This is a genomic window from Cytobacillus sp. IB215316 (assembly GCF_033963865.1).
Classification (GTDB): domain Bacteria; phylum Bacillota; class Bacilli; order Bacillales; family SM2101; genus Nanhaiella; species Nanhaiella sioensis.
In genome coordinates this window covers 285971-304629 of the sequence record NZ_JAXBMC010000004.1, presented here as the reverse complement: position 1 = coordinate 304629, position 18659 = coordinate 285971, and the positions used below count along the sequence as shown (strand labels likewise).

11 protein-coding genes are annotated in these 18659 nt (G+C 35.6%); 4 read left to right on the top strand and 7 right to left on the bottom strand.

Annotated features, from left to right (window positions below; translation table 11 throughout):
• The first annotated feature begins 238 nt into the window (after window positions 1-238).
• Complete coding sequence (locus tag SLH48_RS10160; protein ID WP_320258051.1) at window positions 239-2119, top strand: bifunctional metallophosphatase/5'-nucleotidase; 1881 nt, start codon at window positions 239-241, stop codon at window positions 2117-2119.
• Between the two features lie 86 nt (window positions 2120-2205).
• Here the strand turns inward: SLH48_RS10160 and SLH48_RS10155 are convergent, their stop codons facing one another.
• Both SLH48_RS10155 and SLH48_RS10150 read right to left on the bottom strand, forming a co-directional pair.
• Window positions 2206-6510, bottom strand: a complete 4305-nt coding sequence (locus tag SLH48_RS10155; protein WP_320258050.1) for a S8 family serine peptidase — start codon at window positions 6508-6510, stop codon at window positions 2206-2208.
• 516 nt (window positions 6511-7026) lie between these two features.
• Complete coding sequence (locus SLH48_RS10150; protein ID WP_320258049.1) at window positions 7027-8031, bottom strand: GGDEF domain-containing protein; 1005 nt, start codon at window positions 8029-8031, stop codon at window positions 7027-7029.
• A gap of 838 nt (window positions 8032-8869) precedes the next feature.
• Here SLH48_RS10150 and SLH48_RS10145 point away from each other — a divergent pair.
• Window positions 8870-9460, top strand: coding sequence for a hypothetical protein (locus SLH48_RS10145; RefSeq protein ID WP_320258048.1), 591 nt, complete (start codon window positions 8870-8872; stop codon window positions 9458-9460).
• A 186-nt stretch (window positions 9461-9646) separates the two neighbouring features.
• On the opposite strand, the gene SLH48_RS10140 is transcribed toward SLH48_RS10145, so the two are convergent.
• A complete protein-coding gene (locus tag SLH48_RS10140) occupies window positions 9647-11383 on the bottom strand; it encodes an ABC transporter ATP-binding protein (protein WP_214480775.1) in 1737 nt (578 codons plus the stop codon).
• A 648-nt stretch (window positions 11384-12031) separates the two neighbouring features.
• Between SLH48_RS10140 and SLH48_RS10135 the strand changes: the two genes are divergently transcribed.
• Entirely contained in the window at window positions 12032-13306 is a 1275-nt protein-coding gene (locus SLH48_RS10135) for a glycosyl hydrolase family 18 protein (RefSeq protein ID WP_214480776.1), read from the top strand.
• A 312-nt stretch (window positions 13307-13618) separates the two neighbouring features.
• On the opposite strand, the gene ssb is transcribed toward SLH48_RS10135, so the two are convergent.
• A complete protein-coding gene (ssb, locus tag SLH48_RS10130; RefSeq protein ID WP_320258047.1) occupies window positions 13619-13960 on the bottom strand; it encodes a single-stranded DNA-binding protein in 342 nt (113 codons plus the stop codon).
• 487 nt (window positions 13961-14447) lie between these two features.
• Entirely contained in the window at window positions 14448-15866 is a 1419-nt protein-coding gene (locus SLH48_RS10125; RefSeq protein WP_320258046.1) for a LysM peptidoglycan-binding domain-containing protein, read from the bottom strand.
• Window positions 15867-16170: 304 nt separating this feature from the next.
• Here SLH48_RS10125 and SLH48_RS10120 point away from each other — a divergent pair, with 304 nt between their 5' ends.
• On the top strand, window positions 16171-16314 hold the full coding sequence (locus SLH48_RS10120) for a hypothetical protein (RefSeq protein ID WP_320258045.1): 144 nt from the start codon (window positions 16171-16173) through the stop codon (window positions 16312-16314).
• Between the two features lie 48 nt (window positions 16315-16362).
• On the opposite strand, the gene SLH48_RS10115 is transcribed toward SLH48_RS10120, so the two are convergent.
• Window positions 16363-17871 carry a HAMP domain-containing sensor histidine kinase gene (locus SLH48_RS10115; RefSeq protein ID WP_320258082.1) on the bottom strand — a complete coding sequence of 503 codons (1509 nt, stop codon included), beginning with the start codon at window positions 17869-17871 and terminating at the stop codon, window positions 16363-16365.
• On the bottom strand, window positions 17864-18544 hold the full coding sequence (locus SLH48_RS10110; protein ID WP_320258044.1) for a response regulator transcription factor: 681 nt from the start codon (window positions 18542-18544) through the stop codon (window positions 17864-17866). The genes SLH48_RS10115 and SLH48_RS10110 overlap by 8 nt, the downstream gene beginning before the upstream one ends.
• Window positions 18545-18659: the final 115 nt, after the last annotated feature.

The window sequence follows — 18659 nt, the reverse complement described above, 5'->3', positions numbered from 1 at the left end:
TGTAGTTTTATTAAACCGTTTTTCTATCGCTCTATTAATATAGCACATAGTTTATAAATGTCAAAAAGCCATTGTTTTGGTATTTTATCCATACTTAAGGTTACTTAGATATTTTTTCTAGAATGAGGTAAATGTTGTTAGTATAAAATTTTTATTGTCGAAAACTATAGAATTTCTTATAATAGAGAGTGTTTGAGAGTTTTAATAGTTAAGTTAACTTTCGATTGGAGGAGAATATATGAAGACATTTGGTAAAGTTGGAAGCGTTTTAGCTGGAGTAGCTCTATCTACATCTTTGTTTGCTAGTACTACTTTTGCGGAAGCCATTGAAGTAAATCATATTGATTGGATGAAAGAAGAAAGTATTTTAAAGGGTAATCAATCTGGAAACTATAAATTGAATCAACACGTTAAGCTAGCAGATACTCTTATCTTTCTTGCTAGAACAAAAGGTGTTGAAGGGCTAGAAGAATCTACAGGCAAGAACTTTGCTGAAGATTATATACAATGGGCAAAATCAAATGATGCAATTTCCGATGACCAAGCGAAATTTCCTCATAAACAGCTTTCTTCTGATGAAGTTAAAGAGATCGCTAGTAAGCTAGGATACGAGCTTGCTCTTGAAGATAGCAAAAAAGTAACAAGAGAAGACTTTTTAACAGCACTTGGAGAAGCTGTTGTTAAACATATTACAATCGGACATACAAATGATATTCACGGTCACATTGAAGAAAATAGCTTTGGTGGAGAATATGGTTATGCAAAAATCTCTACATTAATTAACGAATGGCGTGCTGAAAACGAAAACTTCTTATTACTTGATGGTGGAGATACGTTCCAAGGAACTGTGTTAGCGAATGAATACAAAGGTGAATCACTTCTACCTATCTTAAACTATTTGGATTATGATGTGATGGCTGCTGGAAACCATGAATTTGACTTTGGTTACGAGCAAACATTAAAGCTACGTGATGCATTGAACTACCCAATGATTTCTGCAAACGTATTTAAGCCAGACGGAACGGAATTATTAATTCCAGTTCACTATGAAGAAGTTGCTGGTAAAAAGTTTGCCTTCGTTGGATTTGTTGCTGAAGATACACCTGTATTGACTCACCCAGATAATGTTGCTGGGCTAACATTCAAGAGCCCTGTTGAAGTAGCAAAAGAATTAATTCCTGAAGTGCAGAAGCAAGTTGACAACGTCATTGTCGTTTCACACGTAGGTGTGACAGTTGACCGACAAATCGCTGAAGCTGTTGATGGTATCGATTTAATCGTAGGAGGACATTCACATACACCACTTACTGAACCTGAATTAGTGAATGGTACGTATATTGTTCAAGATTGGGAATACGGTAAATCATTAGGCCGTGCAGACTTATACTATTACAACGATGAGGTCATTGCATTCGATGGCGGGTTAGTAGAATATGATGAAACAGTTGAAGCTGATCCTGAAGTAGCTGCAATGGTTGAAAAAATTGTAACTGAAATTGATGAAAAATTAAATGTTACAATTGCTACTACTGATGTTCATTTAGATGGTGCTCGTGATTTAATTCGCTCTCAAGAAACAAATCTAGGAAACTTAATTACTGACATTATGCTTGAGAAAACATTAACGATTGATGGTTACAATGCTGATGTTGTTCTAACTAATGGTGGCGGTATTCGTGATGAAATTCCAGCTGGTGACATTACGAAGAAAATGCTAAACACTGTCCTTCCATTCCCCAACACATTAGTCGTAATTGATGTAACTGGTGAAGAGTTAAAAGCAGCATTAGAGCATGGTGTTAGTGGTGTTGAAGAAGGTGCAGGACGCTTCGCACAAATCGCTGGTATGTCATTCACTTATGATTCTACTAAACCAGCCGGTGAGCGTGTAGTAGAAGTGAAGGTTGGCGAAGAGTTACTTGATGAATCAAAAACTTACAAACTAGCAACAAATGACTTCGTTGGAGTTGGCGGAGATGGATATGAAATGTTCGCTAACAAAGAAATGTTTAACACAGGGTTCACATTATATTCTGTTGTAGAAGAAGGTTTAATGAGCCGTGAAACGGTAAGCCCAGTTGTTGAAGGAAGAATTGTTGACGTAGCAAGTAATAACTAAATTGTTACAAAAACCCTATACAGTAGTCCTTTTTAACACGACTACTGTATAGGGTTTATTTAATTTAAGCTATGTTGTGTGATGTACTAAGGTATAAACCTATCATTAATTGCTCTAGCCAAGAATACTGCTAACTGGCCTCTTGTTGTTTCCTCTCCAGGACCAAATGTGTTATTTCCTTTACCAGTAGTAATTTTATGAGCTGCTAAACTATTAATATAGTCTTCTGCCCAATGACCAGCTTGTATATCAGTAAATTGCGCATCATAATCAGCTGATAGCTCAAAAGCTAATGAAAGTAATTTTGCCATTTGTGCGCGGGTTAATGTATCCTCTGGCTTAAATGAACCGTTACTTCCTGATATGATGCCGGCTTGTGTAGCCGCGGCAATCTCTTTATAAGCAGGGTGATCAACTGGAACATCTGTATAATTTGGTTCATTCACTCCATTTGTATCTAATTGTAACGCGTTTACAATCCAAACAACTGCATCTGCACGTGTTACTTGTTTATCAGGCATAAATGAAGTTGAATCAGCACCTGTAATAATACTTAAACGCTGTAAGAAATCAATTTCATTTGAAGCCCAATAAGATGGTGAGACATCTGTAAAACGCTCTACTTCCTCAATACCACGATAAATGGTGATTTCTTTTTCAGTTACGTTCCCACTGAGGTCAACAGCCTTTAACACAACTGTATTCTTTCCATCTTCAAGCTGAATTTCTTTTTCAGTATCATATGCAATACTTCTCATTTCAAAAGGCTCTTTTAGAGTATTTTTATACTCTTCATTGCCATTAATATAAAATTTAAGTTCATCGAAATTATCTGCTACGCTTACTTTAAGTAATGCAGTCTCAGTATCAACAAAAGTTGGTACTTCAATATCCAAAACTGGAGCCGTTGTATCAACGATTATTGTTCTTCTAAAAGAGATGTCATTCCCTTCACTATCAACTGCGCTGAAGTAAATGTCGTGAAAACCATCCTCTTCATATCGAACCTCTGTAGCAAATGTGTACTGATTTTTCTCAGCATCCCAAGTAAAATCGACTATGTTTCCATCCACTTTTAGCTCCTGGACTTCTGCATCATCACTTATACTTCCAGTAACAGGAACAATTCTTGACGCTACTGGAGTAAGTGGAGCTGGTGAATCAACTACGACAAATGGGATCACCTCATCTGAAGTTACTACCTTATTGACCATATTTCCTGCATAATCATAGGCAACGACTTTAATCGTATCATCTTCTCCTACATCTTTTAAACGATAGGTTGTAACATCACTAGCTAAAGGTTCCTCTAATACACTACTACCATTTACTTGAACGTCATAATGTGAAACGCCTGATCCATTTTCAATCGACTTTATGGATAACTTACCGTACTCTTCATCATATAAAACGATTAAAGAAGGGCTGTACGTATCAACATAAATTGGAAGTAAAAGAGTCTGCCAATCTGCATTTGGGTGATCAATTTTTGTTTTTATTTCGTAATAGTATAACCCATCCGCAACTTGCTTGTTATTAGCTGTTCCATCCCAAGCTGCATCTTCAAATAAGTGAGCTAATTTATCCCCAGAATTATCGAAGAGATTTTTCTTAACATGTTGAGATGTTGCTAGCTTACGAATCACTTCTTTGTCACTATTTAAAATAGAAAATTCTATTTCCTTAGCATTTCTTAAAAATGTTAAATATGGTATAGCCGCATCATTGAAGCCATCACCATTCGGAGAAATCGCCAAATTATCTCCATGGACGATTCCATCAACTGGACTATATCCTAAATAGTTATATATTGGTGTTTCTACTCCTTCTACTTCTTCAATTTCAATATCATCAGACACGAGACCTGCTACACTATAATAAGACTGCTCTGATCCACTTAACTCATCTAAAACAGGTGCTGCGTCCCAGTCTCCATGGAAACCGACATAAGGTATGCTTAACTCAGGGTTCACATCATTCGTATCGACTAATTTAACAAAACCTTCAACGAAGTAGCCATTTTCGAATACTTCATCCAATGGTAGGTTTGAGACCCAATCAATCGTGTTAGTTAGGTCGACATTCACATTAAATGTCACCGAATTCTTTGCAGGTACTGTTAAAAGCAGTTCCCCAGCTTCTTCTTTAATATGAGTTGAAGAAAATGTGATTGGGAAGTCACCCGTCCAAGGCTGCTCCTCACTTATTGTACCATCAACATATATACCTTGAGATTCAAGCTGATTTACGCCTTCCATCACTAGATCAGTTAATACACTACCTTCTAAACGATACGTTACTTCTTCATTCGAAACATTTTCAGCTTTTAAAGTAAATGTTGTCTTATCTCCAATTTCCCTCAAGGCAACCTTAGCTTCACCTGATTCGACTTCTGTAACAACTACAGGTGTACTCATAGCGCCATGTAGGTTCATCAAGCCTGCTCCTTGACGACGAGGAGAATATCCATTTCCAGTACCATAGCTATTGAAATCACCTTTGTCATCAATGACTACCGCTGTGTTCATTAATAGATTTTTTGCAAGTTGAACGCGTTCTGTACTATCTACAGAAAACTGTTCATTTACACGTTGCAATACTAGCGCTGCTCCGCCAGCAACATGTGGAGATGCCATAGATGTACCAGACATCAAGCCATAATTATCATCTTGAAATGTAGAAAGAATATTTACACCTGGTGCAGTAATTTCAGGTTTAAAATCAAGGCTTGGCGTTACTCCCCATGAGCTTGATTCTGCTAATTCTCCTATTTGTGGGTTTACCGAAGTAATCTTTTCTCCAGTAAAAGTTATTGAAACATCCTCACCTGCATCTAATAGACTATACAATATGTCTCCGTGCTCTTGAAGAATAAACAGTTGTGGAATAGTAATTTCAGGATCAGATACCATCGATACATAACCTGGTGAATGGTTATAGATGATCACGCCAGCTGCACCTGCTAGTTGTGCATTTAACGCTTTTGAAACGAAAAACGTTTCACCACGCTGAATCAATGCAATCTTTCCATTAAGATCTAAACCTACAAAGTCATCAGCCGATGGAGCAACATCCGAATCCCCTGGTTTACGACCTAACCCTGCGTATACCACTTCATATGTTTTCTTAGTTAAATCATCTGGATGAACTGATGACGAGGACATAAATGAGATTTCGCCAGTCTCATCACTAGCTTCATATTTAAATCCATCAAGATCTATATAATCATTGTGAATACTTGCTACTTGAAGAGTTTCTGGAAATAATCCCGGAGACCCTACAACTCCTATATCAGGATTAGCACCAAAAGGCAACGCGCCATATCCATACCCAATCTGTCCTGAGTTTCCAGCTGAAACAGCAACAAGGACACCGCTATTTACAGCTCTTTCTATCGCTTCTTTTTCTGGGTTTTCTGGATCATTAAATTGTGCTGAATCTCCTAAACTCATATTTATGACATCCGCACCTAGTGAGATAGAATCATCAATGGCTTTTATGAAAATATCACTGTATGTCCCAGTTAATCCAGGATCATTACCGAATACTTTCATAGCTAAGATTTGCGCTTCTGGTGCAACTCCTTTAATGCCATCATTTTCTTCATCACCATTTGCACCTACCGTTCCAGAAACGTGCATACCATGGTATGAAGCACCGGGACCTAAATCAAGAATTTCCTGGTTATTGTCCGCATAATTGTATCCGTATGGTACTTTTTTAGTAAAATATTTCCCTGCTAAACTATGTTGAGAAACGAGTTCTGCAACACCTTCTTGCGTTAATGCAGGAGCAGTGCCGTCACTTAACACCATATCTCTATGGCTAGGATCAACACCAGTATCTAATACAGCAACTACCATTCCTTCACCATGGTATCCATAATCTTCCCATGTTTCAGGTGCAGACACCATGTCCTTACTATAAATCATATTTGGTTGTTTGTTCACGTTTACTACAGGTCGTGAATATTCATTAGCAATGTAAACATTTTTAACATTACTTAAGGCTTTAATTTTATCAATAGATTGATATTCTACTTCTCCACTAAAACCATTGAGTATTGTTGTAAAACTCTCTTCATAGTCAAAATCTATTGATTTAGAAGCAATATCTGACTTAACAAATTGTTGCTCCTTCATAACCTTTTCCTTTAATTCTTGTTTTTTATTGTCATTTAAATCACCAAACTTTACTTTTGCTTTGTTGGCATAAGTTATGCTTGGCTCACTTGCTAACTCTACAATAATACGAACCTTTTCATTTGGATCTAACACTTTCTCATCGGTCGCATCTGTTTCAGCTTGATATGGAGATGCTGTCGCTAATGAAACATTGGACATAATGAGGAAAAATGTCGTAATCATGAGAAATAATTTCTTAAACCTCACCGAATAACCCCTTTCTTAATTATAATAGGTAAAAAAAATTCCTTTGTTACTATTATAAGGAATACTATTATTCTATTTCCTTATAAATATTTAGTCAAACCAGAAAATGGAAATAATTCAAATTATTCAGACTTTAATGGGTATAACAGGCCGTAAAATAATTACGGCTTATCACCAATAGCTCCATTATTATTATTTTATAATAGGATAAACATTGTCAAATCAGCATTTTCTCTCCACTTCAAGTCTAGCCACCATAAGTTAAAGCTCACAATAAAAAATATTATTAGGCGACAAAAATTTTCGAAAAAATAATTTTTTCTGCATATTTTCCCACTAAAAAAAACCTTTATTGTGCATATTTATTCAAATTTCATATGATTTGCATTTTCAGCATCTTTCATGAAATTTCTATGTAAAACTTCTTTTGCCTTAATCATGATTAATAAGAAATACTGTCATTTATCAATAGTATTTTTTTCATCCTCTCTTATTTAATAATGATCATGCTTAATTTTATTTACTAACACAATTTCTCCCCTTTTTCTTTGCACGATACAAAGCTTTATCTGCCGCTTTAATGACTTCATCAGTTGCTTTGTTTGTTTCATTTCTTTGAGCGACCCCAATGCTTATTGTTACTTTTAATTTTTGAGTGGTCGATTTACCATTTTTGTATTGTTTCTTGTAAGCATATTCTTGTTTTGAGATTTTTTTTCTTAATTCATCTAAATGCGGAATAACTTCTTTTATATCCTTTCTAGGAAATATGATCGTAAATTCTTCTCCTCCGTATCGATAAGCTTTCCCATTACCGGTTACTTTTTGTAAACAGCTAGCTACTAGTTTTAATACTTCATCACCAACGTCATGACCATATTTATCATTAAATTTTTTGAAGAAGTCGATATCGAGCATAGCTATTGAATACTTACCTCCCAGTTTCATTAAATCTTCTCTTAGCATTCTTCTCGATGGAATACGAGTAAGTTCGTCAATATATGCCATAGAGTATGTTCTATTAATAATAGATAATATTAATAACAGCCCACTAAGTGAAAAGAAGATTTCTAAATTTAATACTCTATCTTGGAAATGAAAGGCTAAAAATAAACAAATAGATATTCCTAATAGGAATGTATTTTCAACAGAATAATTTACTATGTTGATAATGATTAGGGTCGATAAAAGTAATAGAAATAACACAATTGAAAGCTGTGGCATAATCTCGTAATTAAAATTACTAATTGGTAACTCATAATCGAGTATGAAACGGAAGGCCTGTTCACCTCTATTTCGAAATAACCATACGAATATAGCAGCTTCTAATAATAAAATTATACTCATTATACGACCTTGAATAGAAAAAACAGCACCGTCTTTAATAAGTGCCACAATAGCTATATTTAATGGCAGAATGATAGCAAAAATTTCAATTAACAAAGCAGGTGAAGGAGTTGATAAATAGTTTATACATAATAAAGCAATAAAAAGTAAAATACCTACCAAAAATGCTTTCACTTTGTTAAACCAAAAGCTGAAGCATATGAGCACGATAAATATACTATATGTAATATAGTGAAAAGATCCCAATAGTGAATTAGGGATATTGTTGGGATTGCTCGTATAGTATAAACCTAAAGAACATAGAAAAATGATAATTATATAAGGGATAGTATTTTTTAGGATCAATTTCACTTTAACAGTAATCCTTTCTATAATGATGTTAACTTATTTTGTTAGAATGTTTTTTCAATGATAAATCTGAAACCTAGCTAAAATTGATAGTTATAAAAAAATGATGTTCATAAGATTATTAATCGTTTGTATGATAAGTTTCATAGCAATATTATTACATCTATTATCGGTCAGTATTTCAAAAAAATTAATCCACATAATGCAGGTATAAAGCTTAAGAAAGCTTTACTAATAGTGCTCTATTCACCATGTTGTTTTGCGTATTACGAAGTAAACACACACAACTAGATTTAGGTGCCTTTTCTTCTCTGAAGACTAAAATATCATACACAATAGTTACTCAAATGTAAGTGAACAAAAGAAACAAAGGTTACGAAAAGATCCTTTGATAAACAGGAAGCAATGCGATACAGCCTATAAGAAATTCCATTGATATAGAAATGATTTCGTTTTAAAACATATAGTGAACAATAGTCATTACGATTAGTGTACGATATGTTCCCCTTTCAAATGGAATTGTAACCTATATCCATTTCACAAACAACAGTTCGTTTTCAACTTCACACAAATACCTTCAGTATAAAAATTGATTACAATAAAGGATTTATATGAAAAACCTAGAATCCACTTAAGTACATATCATATTTAGGAGGGGACTTCATTGAAAATACCTCAATTGTTAAAGACGATTGAAAAAAATAGAGATATATGTGATATATTGATGGAATATTTTGATTTGGAGATTATCACACCCAATCTCGACGTAAAAAAATTTCATTTTGAAACTAGCGTTGAAACAATGATTATAGCTGAGGATGGATCAGGAGGTATTTTCGCTTTACTCCACAATGAAGGGTTAGAAGACCTACCAGTTTATTACATTAACTCAGAGGGTCAAGCCGGAAAAGTTGGAGAAAATTTCGAGCAATTCTTATCAATGATCATTACTATCCCCTACTGGCTAGACTTATTAAAATTCTCAGGAAATGGTCAATTATCTGAAATGAAAAAAGCTCAACCATTCCTACTAGAGGAGCGGTTAGAAGATTTCCCTAAAATTCAGCGTGTGAAAGATAAAATAACATGTGAACTGTCTATTAATGAAAGCTCGTACCCTGTAGAAAACTTACACAGATCACTCGTTACAAACTCACAAACTCCTATTTACTCTTTGGATGGGGAAAAAATGGAGTCTTTATTTCAATCTTATAAACCATCAGACAACCCTCTATGGAAAGATAGAATTGTATAAGGTTGTTATGGTATATATGGTGTTTCTTCTATCGAGATTCAAGAATCTAAATCGTATTTCCGTATAACATTGCTCTAGTTTAGTTGCCCTGCTTTCTGTACATATCATGAAAAAGGAATAAGGTCTTTCAACCGCGACCCCATTCACTTCATTCATGTAAGGATTTAAAGGTATAGGTCTATTTGTTCAGACCCCCAACTGGTGTGTCGCGAATTCGCGGTACATGTTGTGCGTTTCAAATAGTTCAGCGTGTGTACCTTTACCGGTCATAATGCCTTTATCTATAAAGATAATTTGATCAGCATCAACAACGGTAGATAGCCTGTGTGCAATAATTAATGTCGTTCTACCTTTCATTAAATTTTTCAATGCTTCCTGTACGACAATCTCCGATTTACTGTCTAAACTAGACGTTGCTTCATCAAGCATTAATATTTTCGGATCCCTTAATAGTGCTCTAGCAATTGCAATTCTTTGCCTTTGCCCTCCGGATAACTTAATTCCACGCTCCCCAACTTCCGTCTCATATTTCTGAGGAAGTTCTTCAATAAATTGATCGGCGAATGCCATCTGTGCTGCTCTGCGTAATTCAGCTTCACTTATTTCATTTTCCGTTCCATAAATGATATTTTCCTTAATTGTTCCTGCGATAATCGGACTTTCTTGAGATACGTAACCAATCTGATTACGCCATGATTTTAAAGAAAATTGATGAATCGGCTCTTCCCCTAGTTGTATGAATCCATTTGACGGTTTATAAAACCTTTCAATAAGTGAAAATAATGTCGTTTTTCCACTACCACTCGGTCCGACAATGGCTGTCACTTTTCCTGCTTTTACTGAAAAACTAATATCCCTTAAAATATCCTCCCCATTTTCGTATGAAAAAGTAAGGTTTCTCACATTTATTGATTGATCAACATTTGTAACAGTTGACCCGCTCGTTACGTGCTCCTCATCATGGTTTAAGATATCAATGATCCGTTCTGTTGCACCCATTGCTTTTTGAAGCTGAGTAAAGAATGCTGTAAATTGGCTCATCGGGATAATAATTTGGATTAAATAAAGGATAAATGCTACTAAATCTCCGGCAGATAATGCGCCTGATGCCACTCTCAAACCACCATATCCCATAATAACAACGAGTAAGGCCATTAACACAAACGACATTAAAGGTGCAATTAAAGCCTGTACTTTTGCCTCTTTCAACCCAAACTTGAATAAATTATTGATACCCCTTCTTCCATTCTCAAGCTCAATAGATTCTGCATTAGAGACTTTTACAAGTCGAACTTCAGAGAGTACTTGACTAAGTACAGTTGTAAACTTTGCTGTTTCATCCTGTAAATCCTTTGATATTTTATACATTTGTCTCCCTAATGGTAGTAATATAAATAGGGACACTGGTACAACCAGCAGCATTATCAAGGTCATTTTCCAATCAAGATACAGTAATATGGCAACAGATCCTATAATTGATATAACGCCAGTGACGAAATTGGTTAAGTGATCCGTGATTAGCTCCTTGACTACTGCAGTATCGTTAGTCATTCTACTTATTGTGTCTCCTGTTCGGTTTTGGTCATAATAACGTATAGGAAGCACTAACAGCTTTTTCCATAACCGCTCCCTTATCTTTGCTACGATAGATTGACCTATATAGCTTAGTAGATAAAGAGAAACTCCTCCTGCAATTGCCTGAATGACGAATGCTACAATTAACAAGACGACATGAATTTGATTAAATGACGACAATGAAAATTGATCAACTAAGTTTTTTGTAAAAAGGGGGATCGCCAGTGAAACAATTGTCGAGAAGATACTCATCACCATCGCAATTGAGATTAATAATTTGGATGGCTTTGTCTCCTTAATAAGAGCTGAAAATAATCTCCAATCCCCTAATTCCCTTTTCTTTTCCATCTAAAGCACTCCCTACAATAAAATGTTTATTAAAAAGGTGTTCTTAATATCATCGAATGCGTTTGTTATAAAAGATATGGTTTATGTACAATTACTACGTTTATAAAGAAGGGAATGTTTCAAAAACCGTGTTGTTTTTTCACATTGATGTTGCTTTTCGTTCAAAGATAGAACCATGTAGTCAACTAGCGTTCGTGGCATCTTTTTTACTTATAGAATTATTGAGCTCTCATAATACTCGTCATACTGTCCATTTGTAATAAAAATTGCAACAAAGTTTACGAAAAGAGCCTAAAAAACAACATATCCTCAACTCACGAATGACAAGTAGGTTCGAAGGTTAGTATATTGAGAAAGTCCTTACATTATTAATTCTTTTCCTCTCTTTTAAGAACTTTATCTTTACACTCTCTCATCAGGGGGCTCCCTAGCATAGTAATCTAGTATGTATTATAACCATTTCTAGCAACATTTAATAAAAGTTATGAACACGCAACATGAAAATAATTATTATAACTTTAAGATCCCAAAAATAGTGGCATATTTTTGTTACGTATGAATAGTTTAAGATAGATGGGTTATTGTGTACTTTTATGAGCGAATTAGACGATGTTGTTTGATTATGTGAAGCATTCGGGAGGTTATGAAATGATTATATACACGGTTAAGCAGGGAGATTCTATATATTCCATCGGGCAAAAATTTAGAGCCTCTTATCAAGATATTATGAGAGTGAATGGTTTAGAAAATGGTAATATTGTTCCTGGTCAGTCGCTTCTTATTAGACAAAATGTTTATATTGTACAACAAGGGGATACTTTATATAAAATATCCGAAATGACGAATGTTTCTACGCAAGCATTAATAGATGCAAACCAAATCCAGAACCCGAATATGATCAATCCAGGAATGCAACTGACACTTCCAAATATACCTAGCTATTCAGCTGACAGTGTTGGATATGAATCGATCATTACAGCTGACGAGATGGGCTATGTAACATTAAGAGATCCTATTCCTTTAGAAGAAGAATTAACAACCTTTGCACCGTGGCTTAATTATGTCCCTTTATTCGATTATCAGTTACAAGAAGGCGGTAATCTTAGTGACCTTGATGATGAAAGTGCCATACGAACAGCACGTGAAAATCGAATTGCGCCATTAGCAACGGTCACCGCTTTTAATGCAGACATGATTCATAGAGTATTATCATCCGCAGAAAATACGCAAAGATTAATAGATAATATTTATCAAATCGTATCAAGTAAAAATTATTCTGGGGTAAATATTGATTTTGAAGCTGTAACTGAAAGAGACAGAGACTCATTTTCCGAGTTTTGTAGATTGCTCAACGACCGTATGAAAGTGGATGGGTACCTTACGACGATCGCAGTTTTGGCAAAGGAATCTGAAGCATGGCATAAAGGGCTAGATTATCAGGCAATCGCACCATCAATGGATTTTGTATTTATTATGGCATATGATTGGCATTGGAGATTCAGCCAGCCAGGGCCTATTGCGCCAATTAAACGAGTTCGCACAGTACTTGATTTTGCTATTACACAAATTCCTAGAAACAAAATCGTTTTAGGAACGGCTCTATATGGCTATGATTGGACAGTACCGTTCACACAAGGAATGAGTGCACGTGCCCTATCATCACATGCGGTCACAAAAATTGCAATGCAATATCAAATTCCAATTAGATACGATGTTGAATCAGCGTCCCCATGGATCGAGTTTGTTGATGAAGAAAACAAAAGACGTATCGTCTGGTTTGAGGATGTTAAAAGTATTAATGAAAAGTTCAAGCTAGTTCGTGAATATGGATTAGGTGGAGTAGGCTTCTGGCAAATAAGACTTGAGTTTCCACAGCTGCCAACATTAATGAGTGAGATGTTTACAGTTGAACATATATTGTAAGTATTCGTGAATTAGTATTATTTTCTCATTGATCGTTGTTTTTCGAACAATAATAGATACATGTATAGCTCTAAATTTCGTGACATATTTTCTACTTTAAAATATAAGCGTGTATAATAGCACTTCTTCTGTCTATTGCTAACAACAATAGTAACTTAGTTTTTAAGAAGAGCCTAATGCGCAAAAAAATACCAACCAAAATAGGTTGGTATTTTATATTGGAGATACATTGAAGAAACTTTTTGTCTTGAGGATCGTTGAAGAATATAAGAGGCATTGTGTAGCGAGGATCTATTTGTTGGGGGGTGTCTACTAAATTGCAATTGATTCAGGTTTTTTAACATCCATGAACCGTACTGATTCAGCAATGACTTCAGTTACATACACATTTTTCCGTTCTTGATTTTCGTAGCGTCTCGTTTGAATTCTTCCAGTAATTCCAATGATCGACCCTTTTTTACAATACGTCGCTGTATTTTCAGCAGCTTTTCTCCACACTGTACAATTAACAAAATCAGTGTCGATCTCACCCTGAGCATTTTTATAATTTCTATTTACCGCCAAAATAAAGTTTAATACAGCCGTCCCATCATTCGTATACCGCATATCAGGATCTTTGGTCATGCGTCCAACGAGTATGACCTGATTTATCAATTTATTAGCCCCTTTCTTATTTGATAGTCCCATCATACCTAAGCCGTTGCATGTAAGTAAAATGTCCAATTTTGCATTTTTATCACACAAAACGTGTCGAAAATGCAATTTCTGTAAGTGAAAATGGCTTATTTGCACGTCTAACAAACATAAAAATACAAAATTAGCATAGTTTAAAATTTTTTTTAAAGGTTTTTAAGCTTGTAACAGAAATTAGAAACCACCACCGTAGAGAAGTGAGAAAGTACTAAACACCATAACAAAAGAACTCTTAACAAAAATCGCTAAGAGTTTCTTATAATTGACTGTGTATTAATTGATGCTTTTCGCTCTATGATATAAGTACGTATACATGCTAGCGTTACATTATTTCTACTTTGACCATGATTTATCTCTCATAATACTCATCATACTGCTCATTTTTAGTACGAACAGTAACAAACTTTTACACGGCTACACGTCAATTATGACACTTCGATTATGTTTCCTAAATATGCTTGTGAGCTTTAAAGTTGCTATCAAGTACATACCAATTTTGAGGAAATGGCAAGCCAAGAACCCAGTAGAACAAGCCTCTTAAATGATACTCCTTCACTGTGTCTAGCTTAGCTTGTATACTGCGTGCATCTTCAAACCACACTTCATGATGTGCTCCTTCTTCATCGTAATATCTAAAAAATGGTGATTGATATGTTGGATCATATTCAATGGTAGCACCGTACTTTCCTGCACGTTCTACAGCAGCTTGTGGACTTAATGTCGACGCAGATGTACCTTGAACGAAAGGAATGTTCCAGTCTCGACCATATAAAGGAATTCCCATCAAAATTTTGTCTCTCGGTATGACAGTAACAGCGTAATCTAATACTTTTCTCACCGAATTGAGTGGTGCTATGGCCAACGGTGGTCCACCAGACCATCCCCATTCGTAGGTCATTAAAAAGACCAAGTCAACGATTTCTCCATGAGCCTGATAGTCATGCGCAGCACGAAGTAAATCTGACTCTGTGCCTGTTACTTTCGGAGCTAAAGCTGTTGACACCGATAAGCCTTCAGGATGAAGTCTTGCAACTGTTTTCCGAAGAAAATTATTATAATTCTCACGATCCTCAGGATATACAAATTCAAAATCAACATTCAACCCCGCATAGCCTTTTTCCTTCATCGTTTCTAAAATATTCGTAATCAATGTATCTTGTAATTCTTCGCTCGCAAAGATCGTCGCAGTTAGGTCTGAATCAAAATTTCCTCCAGAAAGGTTCGATATAACCATTAAGGGGCCAATATTATATTTCCCAGCTGCCTCTATAACTTCTTTATCACTTAATGATGAAATCGTACCATCTGCTTTTACCGCATATTCAAATATTGATAAATAGGTTAGTAGATTTCCTACTTCATCAACGAGCTTAACACCTCTTTCCCCCATTCTAGTAATGTACGCATTTACGTCAGCTAACTGCTTTACTCTTTCTGGAATGCGTAACACTTGACCAGGAAAAATGAGATCGGGGTTCGCAAGCTGATTTGCAACAGCTATGTCCTGAACGCTTACCCCGTATCTTTGCGCAATCATCCAAAGCATTTCGCCTGGCTGTACGACATGGTGTAAAGCTACAGGGATGGTTAAATACTGACCTATTTGAATACGATTTGGATCAGCAATCGCGTTCTTATCAATGATTGATTGGACACTGACACCATACATTTGAGCGATTCTCCAAAGATCTTCACCTGGCTGTACGACGTGTTGGCGTGTCGGCGAAGGAATAACTAGTGCTTGACCAACAACTAGCACATTAGGATCTTTGATTCCGTTCGCCTTAATAATTTGGTTTATATCAGCACCATACCGCTGTGCAATACTCCACAAAGCATCCCCACTTTGTACAACATGGATTTGCATATCATATCCTCCTTCACACAATTCTTCTATATACAACTGTTCAAAAAGGGCTAATAACACATTCATTGTTGTTCTTTCTAAAGGCTGTTCTTACATTAATTGTTACTTTTCTTTCTAAGATAAAACTACGTATACATCTAGTGTTCGGAGCATCTTTTCTACGACTTCTTGCTCTTCAGTTGCTGTCCCTTTTTTGAACACTCATTATAATGTATTCGGTGATTATTCCACTTATTATTTAAACTCCAATAATTTTTATATATGCTGATTTTATAAGTTGATAAATTATTATATGGAGCATAACTTGAGGAAATTTAATACTGCTGCAAAAGCAGCTATACTTCTACTAAATAAAGATTATAAGGTGAAAGAATTAGCTGGAGGAATTGCTGCTTGGAAAACGATGAACTTCCCACTTGATGCAGATAATTTAAGCTGTGAATGTTAGTTTTTTGTCCATAAGAATTTAAAACACTTTTATATCTACCCCCACTAGCTAACTATTGTGGGGGTTTTTCAAATATTGATTTGGGATATCCTCCTCCCTCTTGATCGTTGTTTTTTGAGGGAGTAATAAGGTAAAGGTACTTCCGTCATTTGAGCTTTCTTTTAAGAACAAGTCACCGTGTTGAGCATTGGCAAGAAGTTTACTAATTGGTAAGCCAAGACCTAAACCTCTCACTGTATTTTTTTGCGCTTTGCCTTTATAGAAGCGCTCAAAAATTAATGGCTGCTCTTCCAAAGGAATACCACATCCACTGTCAATGATATCAATTGCAATAAACTCTTTATTTGGCTCGTATATTTTCACTTCAATCTCTTTTGAGAATGCATGCTTACTATTATTAAATAAGTTTATGATGATTTGCTGCATACGATATGGATCACCGTATGCAAAAAGAGGTTTTTTAGATGATAAAACTTTGACTTGAATGAGATGATGTTCATCATTAGTCATCTTCCATTGATCAGTCATTTCCTGTATGAACTTATATATATCAAGTTGTTCACAATTTACTTTTATTTCGCCGAGAGTAAATGAATTAAAATCAAGTAAATCCTCCACCATCAGCTGTAGCCTGCGTGCTTCATTTAACGTAATATCCAAAAATTCTTGTTTTTCATCACCAGATACAATTTGATCATTCACAGCCTGCACTAAACCACTAATTGATGCAATGGGGGTTTTCAGTTCATGTGTCACACTTGCAAGTAGCTCTGTTCTCATTACCTCTAATTGTTTAAGGCGGGTAGTCATTTCTTTAAATGATTCAATTAAGTCATAAAGTTCTTCCCCTTGTGTATCAGTATCTAGGTGAACATTATAATTCCCATCTTGAATTTGTTTGGCAGCTTTAGAGACTTGTAGAATAGGGGATATAATCTTGTTTGATAGCAAATAGATAATGATCAAGCCTAATATCGCTAAACTTCCTAGTAAAATAGCTAGTAAACGATATTCTTCATCCATTTGTCTTCCCATTGAGGAAAATTCTTCTTCTGGTACAATGATGGCTACTGCTCCTATGGAACGATCTTCATATTCAATAGGTGACGAAATAACATATGACAACCCTAACAAATCGAATTCCACTTTCTCAACTTCATTCATTTGAAGCAAATTTAATTGACGCTCTTCTGGAGAAATAGTTGATAATCCACGCGGAAAATTCGGATATACGACTTGCCCATCTTCATCTTGAATAATGATCATTGATCTAATATCCAAACGATTTAATCTTTTAGGATCTTGAATGATTTCTTCTATTACGCGGTTAAACAACGGAGAGCTACCTTGTATTCTTTCAATGTTTCCATCTTCAGTTACTAAACGGTCTGCAACATCTGCAACGAGATATTGTGCTAATTCTAGCTTATTTCTAATTGCTTCGTCCTTAATCCAAACAACCGAAGCAATACCGATCACTGTTAGCCCAATGATCAAAGTAACTAAATACCTACTTACTAAATAGTTCAATAAGGGAATGCGCTTATTTTTATTCATAAACACTTAGCTGATACCCCATTCCCCGTAACGTTTTAATTTCACCTACAGATGAATCCCACTCTTTCAGTGATTTTCTTAAGCGCTTAATTGCTAAATCTACCGCCCGGTCACTTCCTTCATAATCAATGCCCCACACTTGCTCTATCAGATGCTCTCGCGTAAATGTTTGATTTGTATGCTCTGCTAAAAATATGAGTAATGCTAGATCTCTAGGTGTTACGTGAACCTCAATTCCATTTAATAGAATTTGATGTGAGCTTGTGTCGATTGCTAAATTTCCGAATTGCTTCACCGTGTGATCTTCAATAGACTTTGACCTTCTTAATACAGCATGCACTCGAGCAACTACTTCTTCAGCAACAAATGGTTTTGAAATGTAATCATCTGCACCGTTGTTCAGCCCTTTTAAACGCTGATTAATATCTCCTAATGCTGTAATCATAATCACAGGGCAAGAACTCGTCTTCCTAATCATCTGTAAGACATGCCAGCCATCCACATCAGGAAGCATAATGTCTAATAGCACAAGTGAAGGCCTATATACCTCAAATGCTTGAAGCGCATCCTTACCTTTCTTCGTATGTTCCACTTGAAAGCCTTCCTTACTCAAGTACGCACGAAGAACTCGTGCAATCGGCACCTCATCTTCAACTAACAAAACTGTATTCATGCTTCACCGCCTTTTCGGGTCAGTCCTCTTATGCTTATATGCATTACGACAACGGGGTACTGTCTCCAATCGCGGTAATGCAGTTATTTATGAATGTATGACTCGTGTTAAAGCT

What these genes read in the sequence shown, in the direction of transcription:
- SLH48_RS10160 (WP_320258051.1), top strand. Translation starts at nt 239, where the DNA reads ATGAAGACATTTGGTAAAGTTGGAAGCGTTTTAGCTGGAGTAGCTCTA.
- SLH48_RS10140 (WP_214480775.1), bottom strand. Translation starts at nt 11,383, where the DNA reads ATGGAAAAGAAAAGGGAATTAGGGGATTGGAGATTATTTTCAGCTCTT.
- SLH48_RS10135 (WP_214480776.1), top strand. Translation starts at nt 12,032, where the DNA reads ATGATTATATACACGGTTAAGCAGGGAGATTCTATATATTCCATCGGG.
- SLH48_RS10125 (WP_320258046.1), bottom strand. Translation starts at nt 15,866, where the DNA reads ATGCAAATCCATGTTGTACAAAGTGGGGATGCTTTGTGGAGTATTGCA.
- SLH48_RS10115 (WP_320258082.1), bottom strand. Translation starts at nt 17,871, where the DNA reads ATGAATAAAAATAAGCGCATTCCCTTATTGAACTATTTAGTAAGTAGG.
- SLH48_RS10110 (WP_320258044.1), bottom strand. Translation starts at nt 18,544, where the DNA reads ATGAATACAGTTTTGTTAGTTGAAGATGAGGTGCCGATTGCACGAGTT.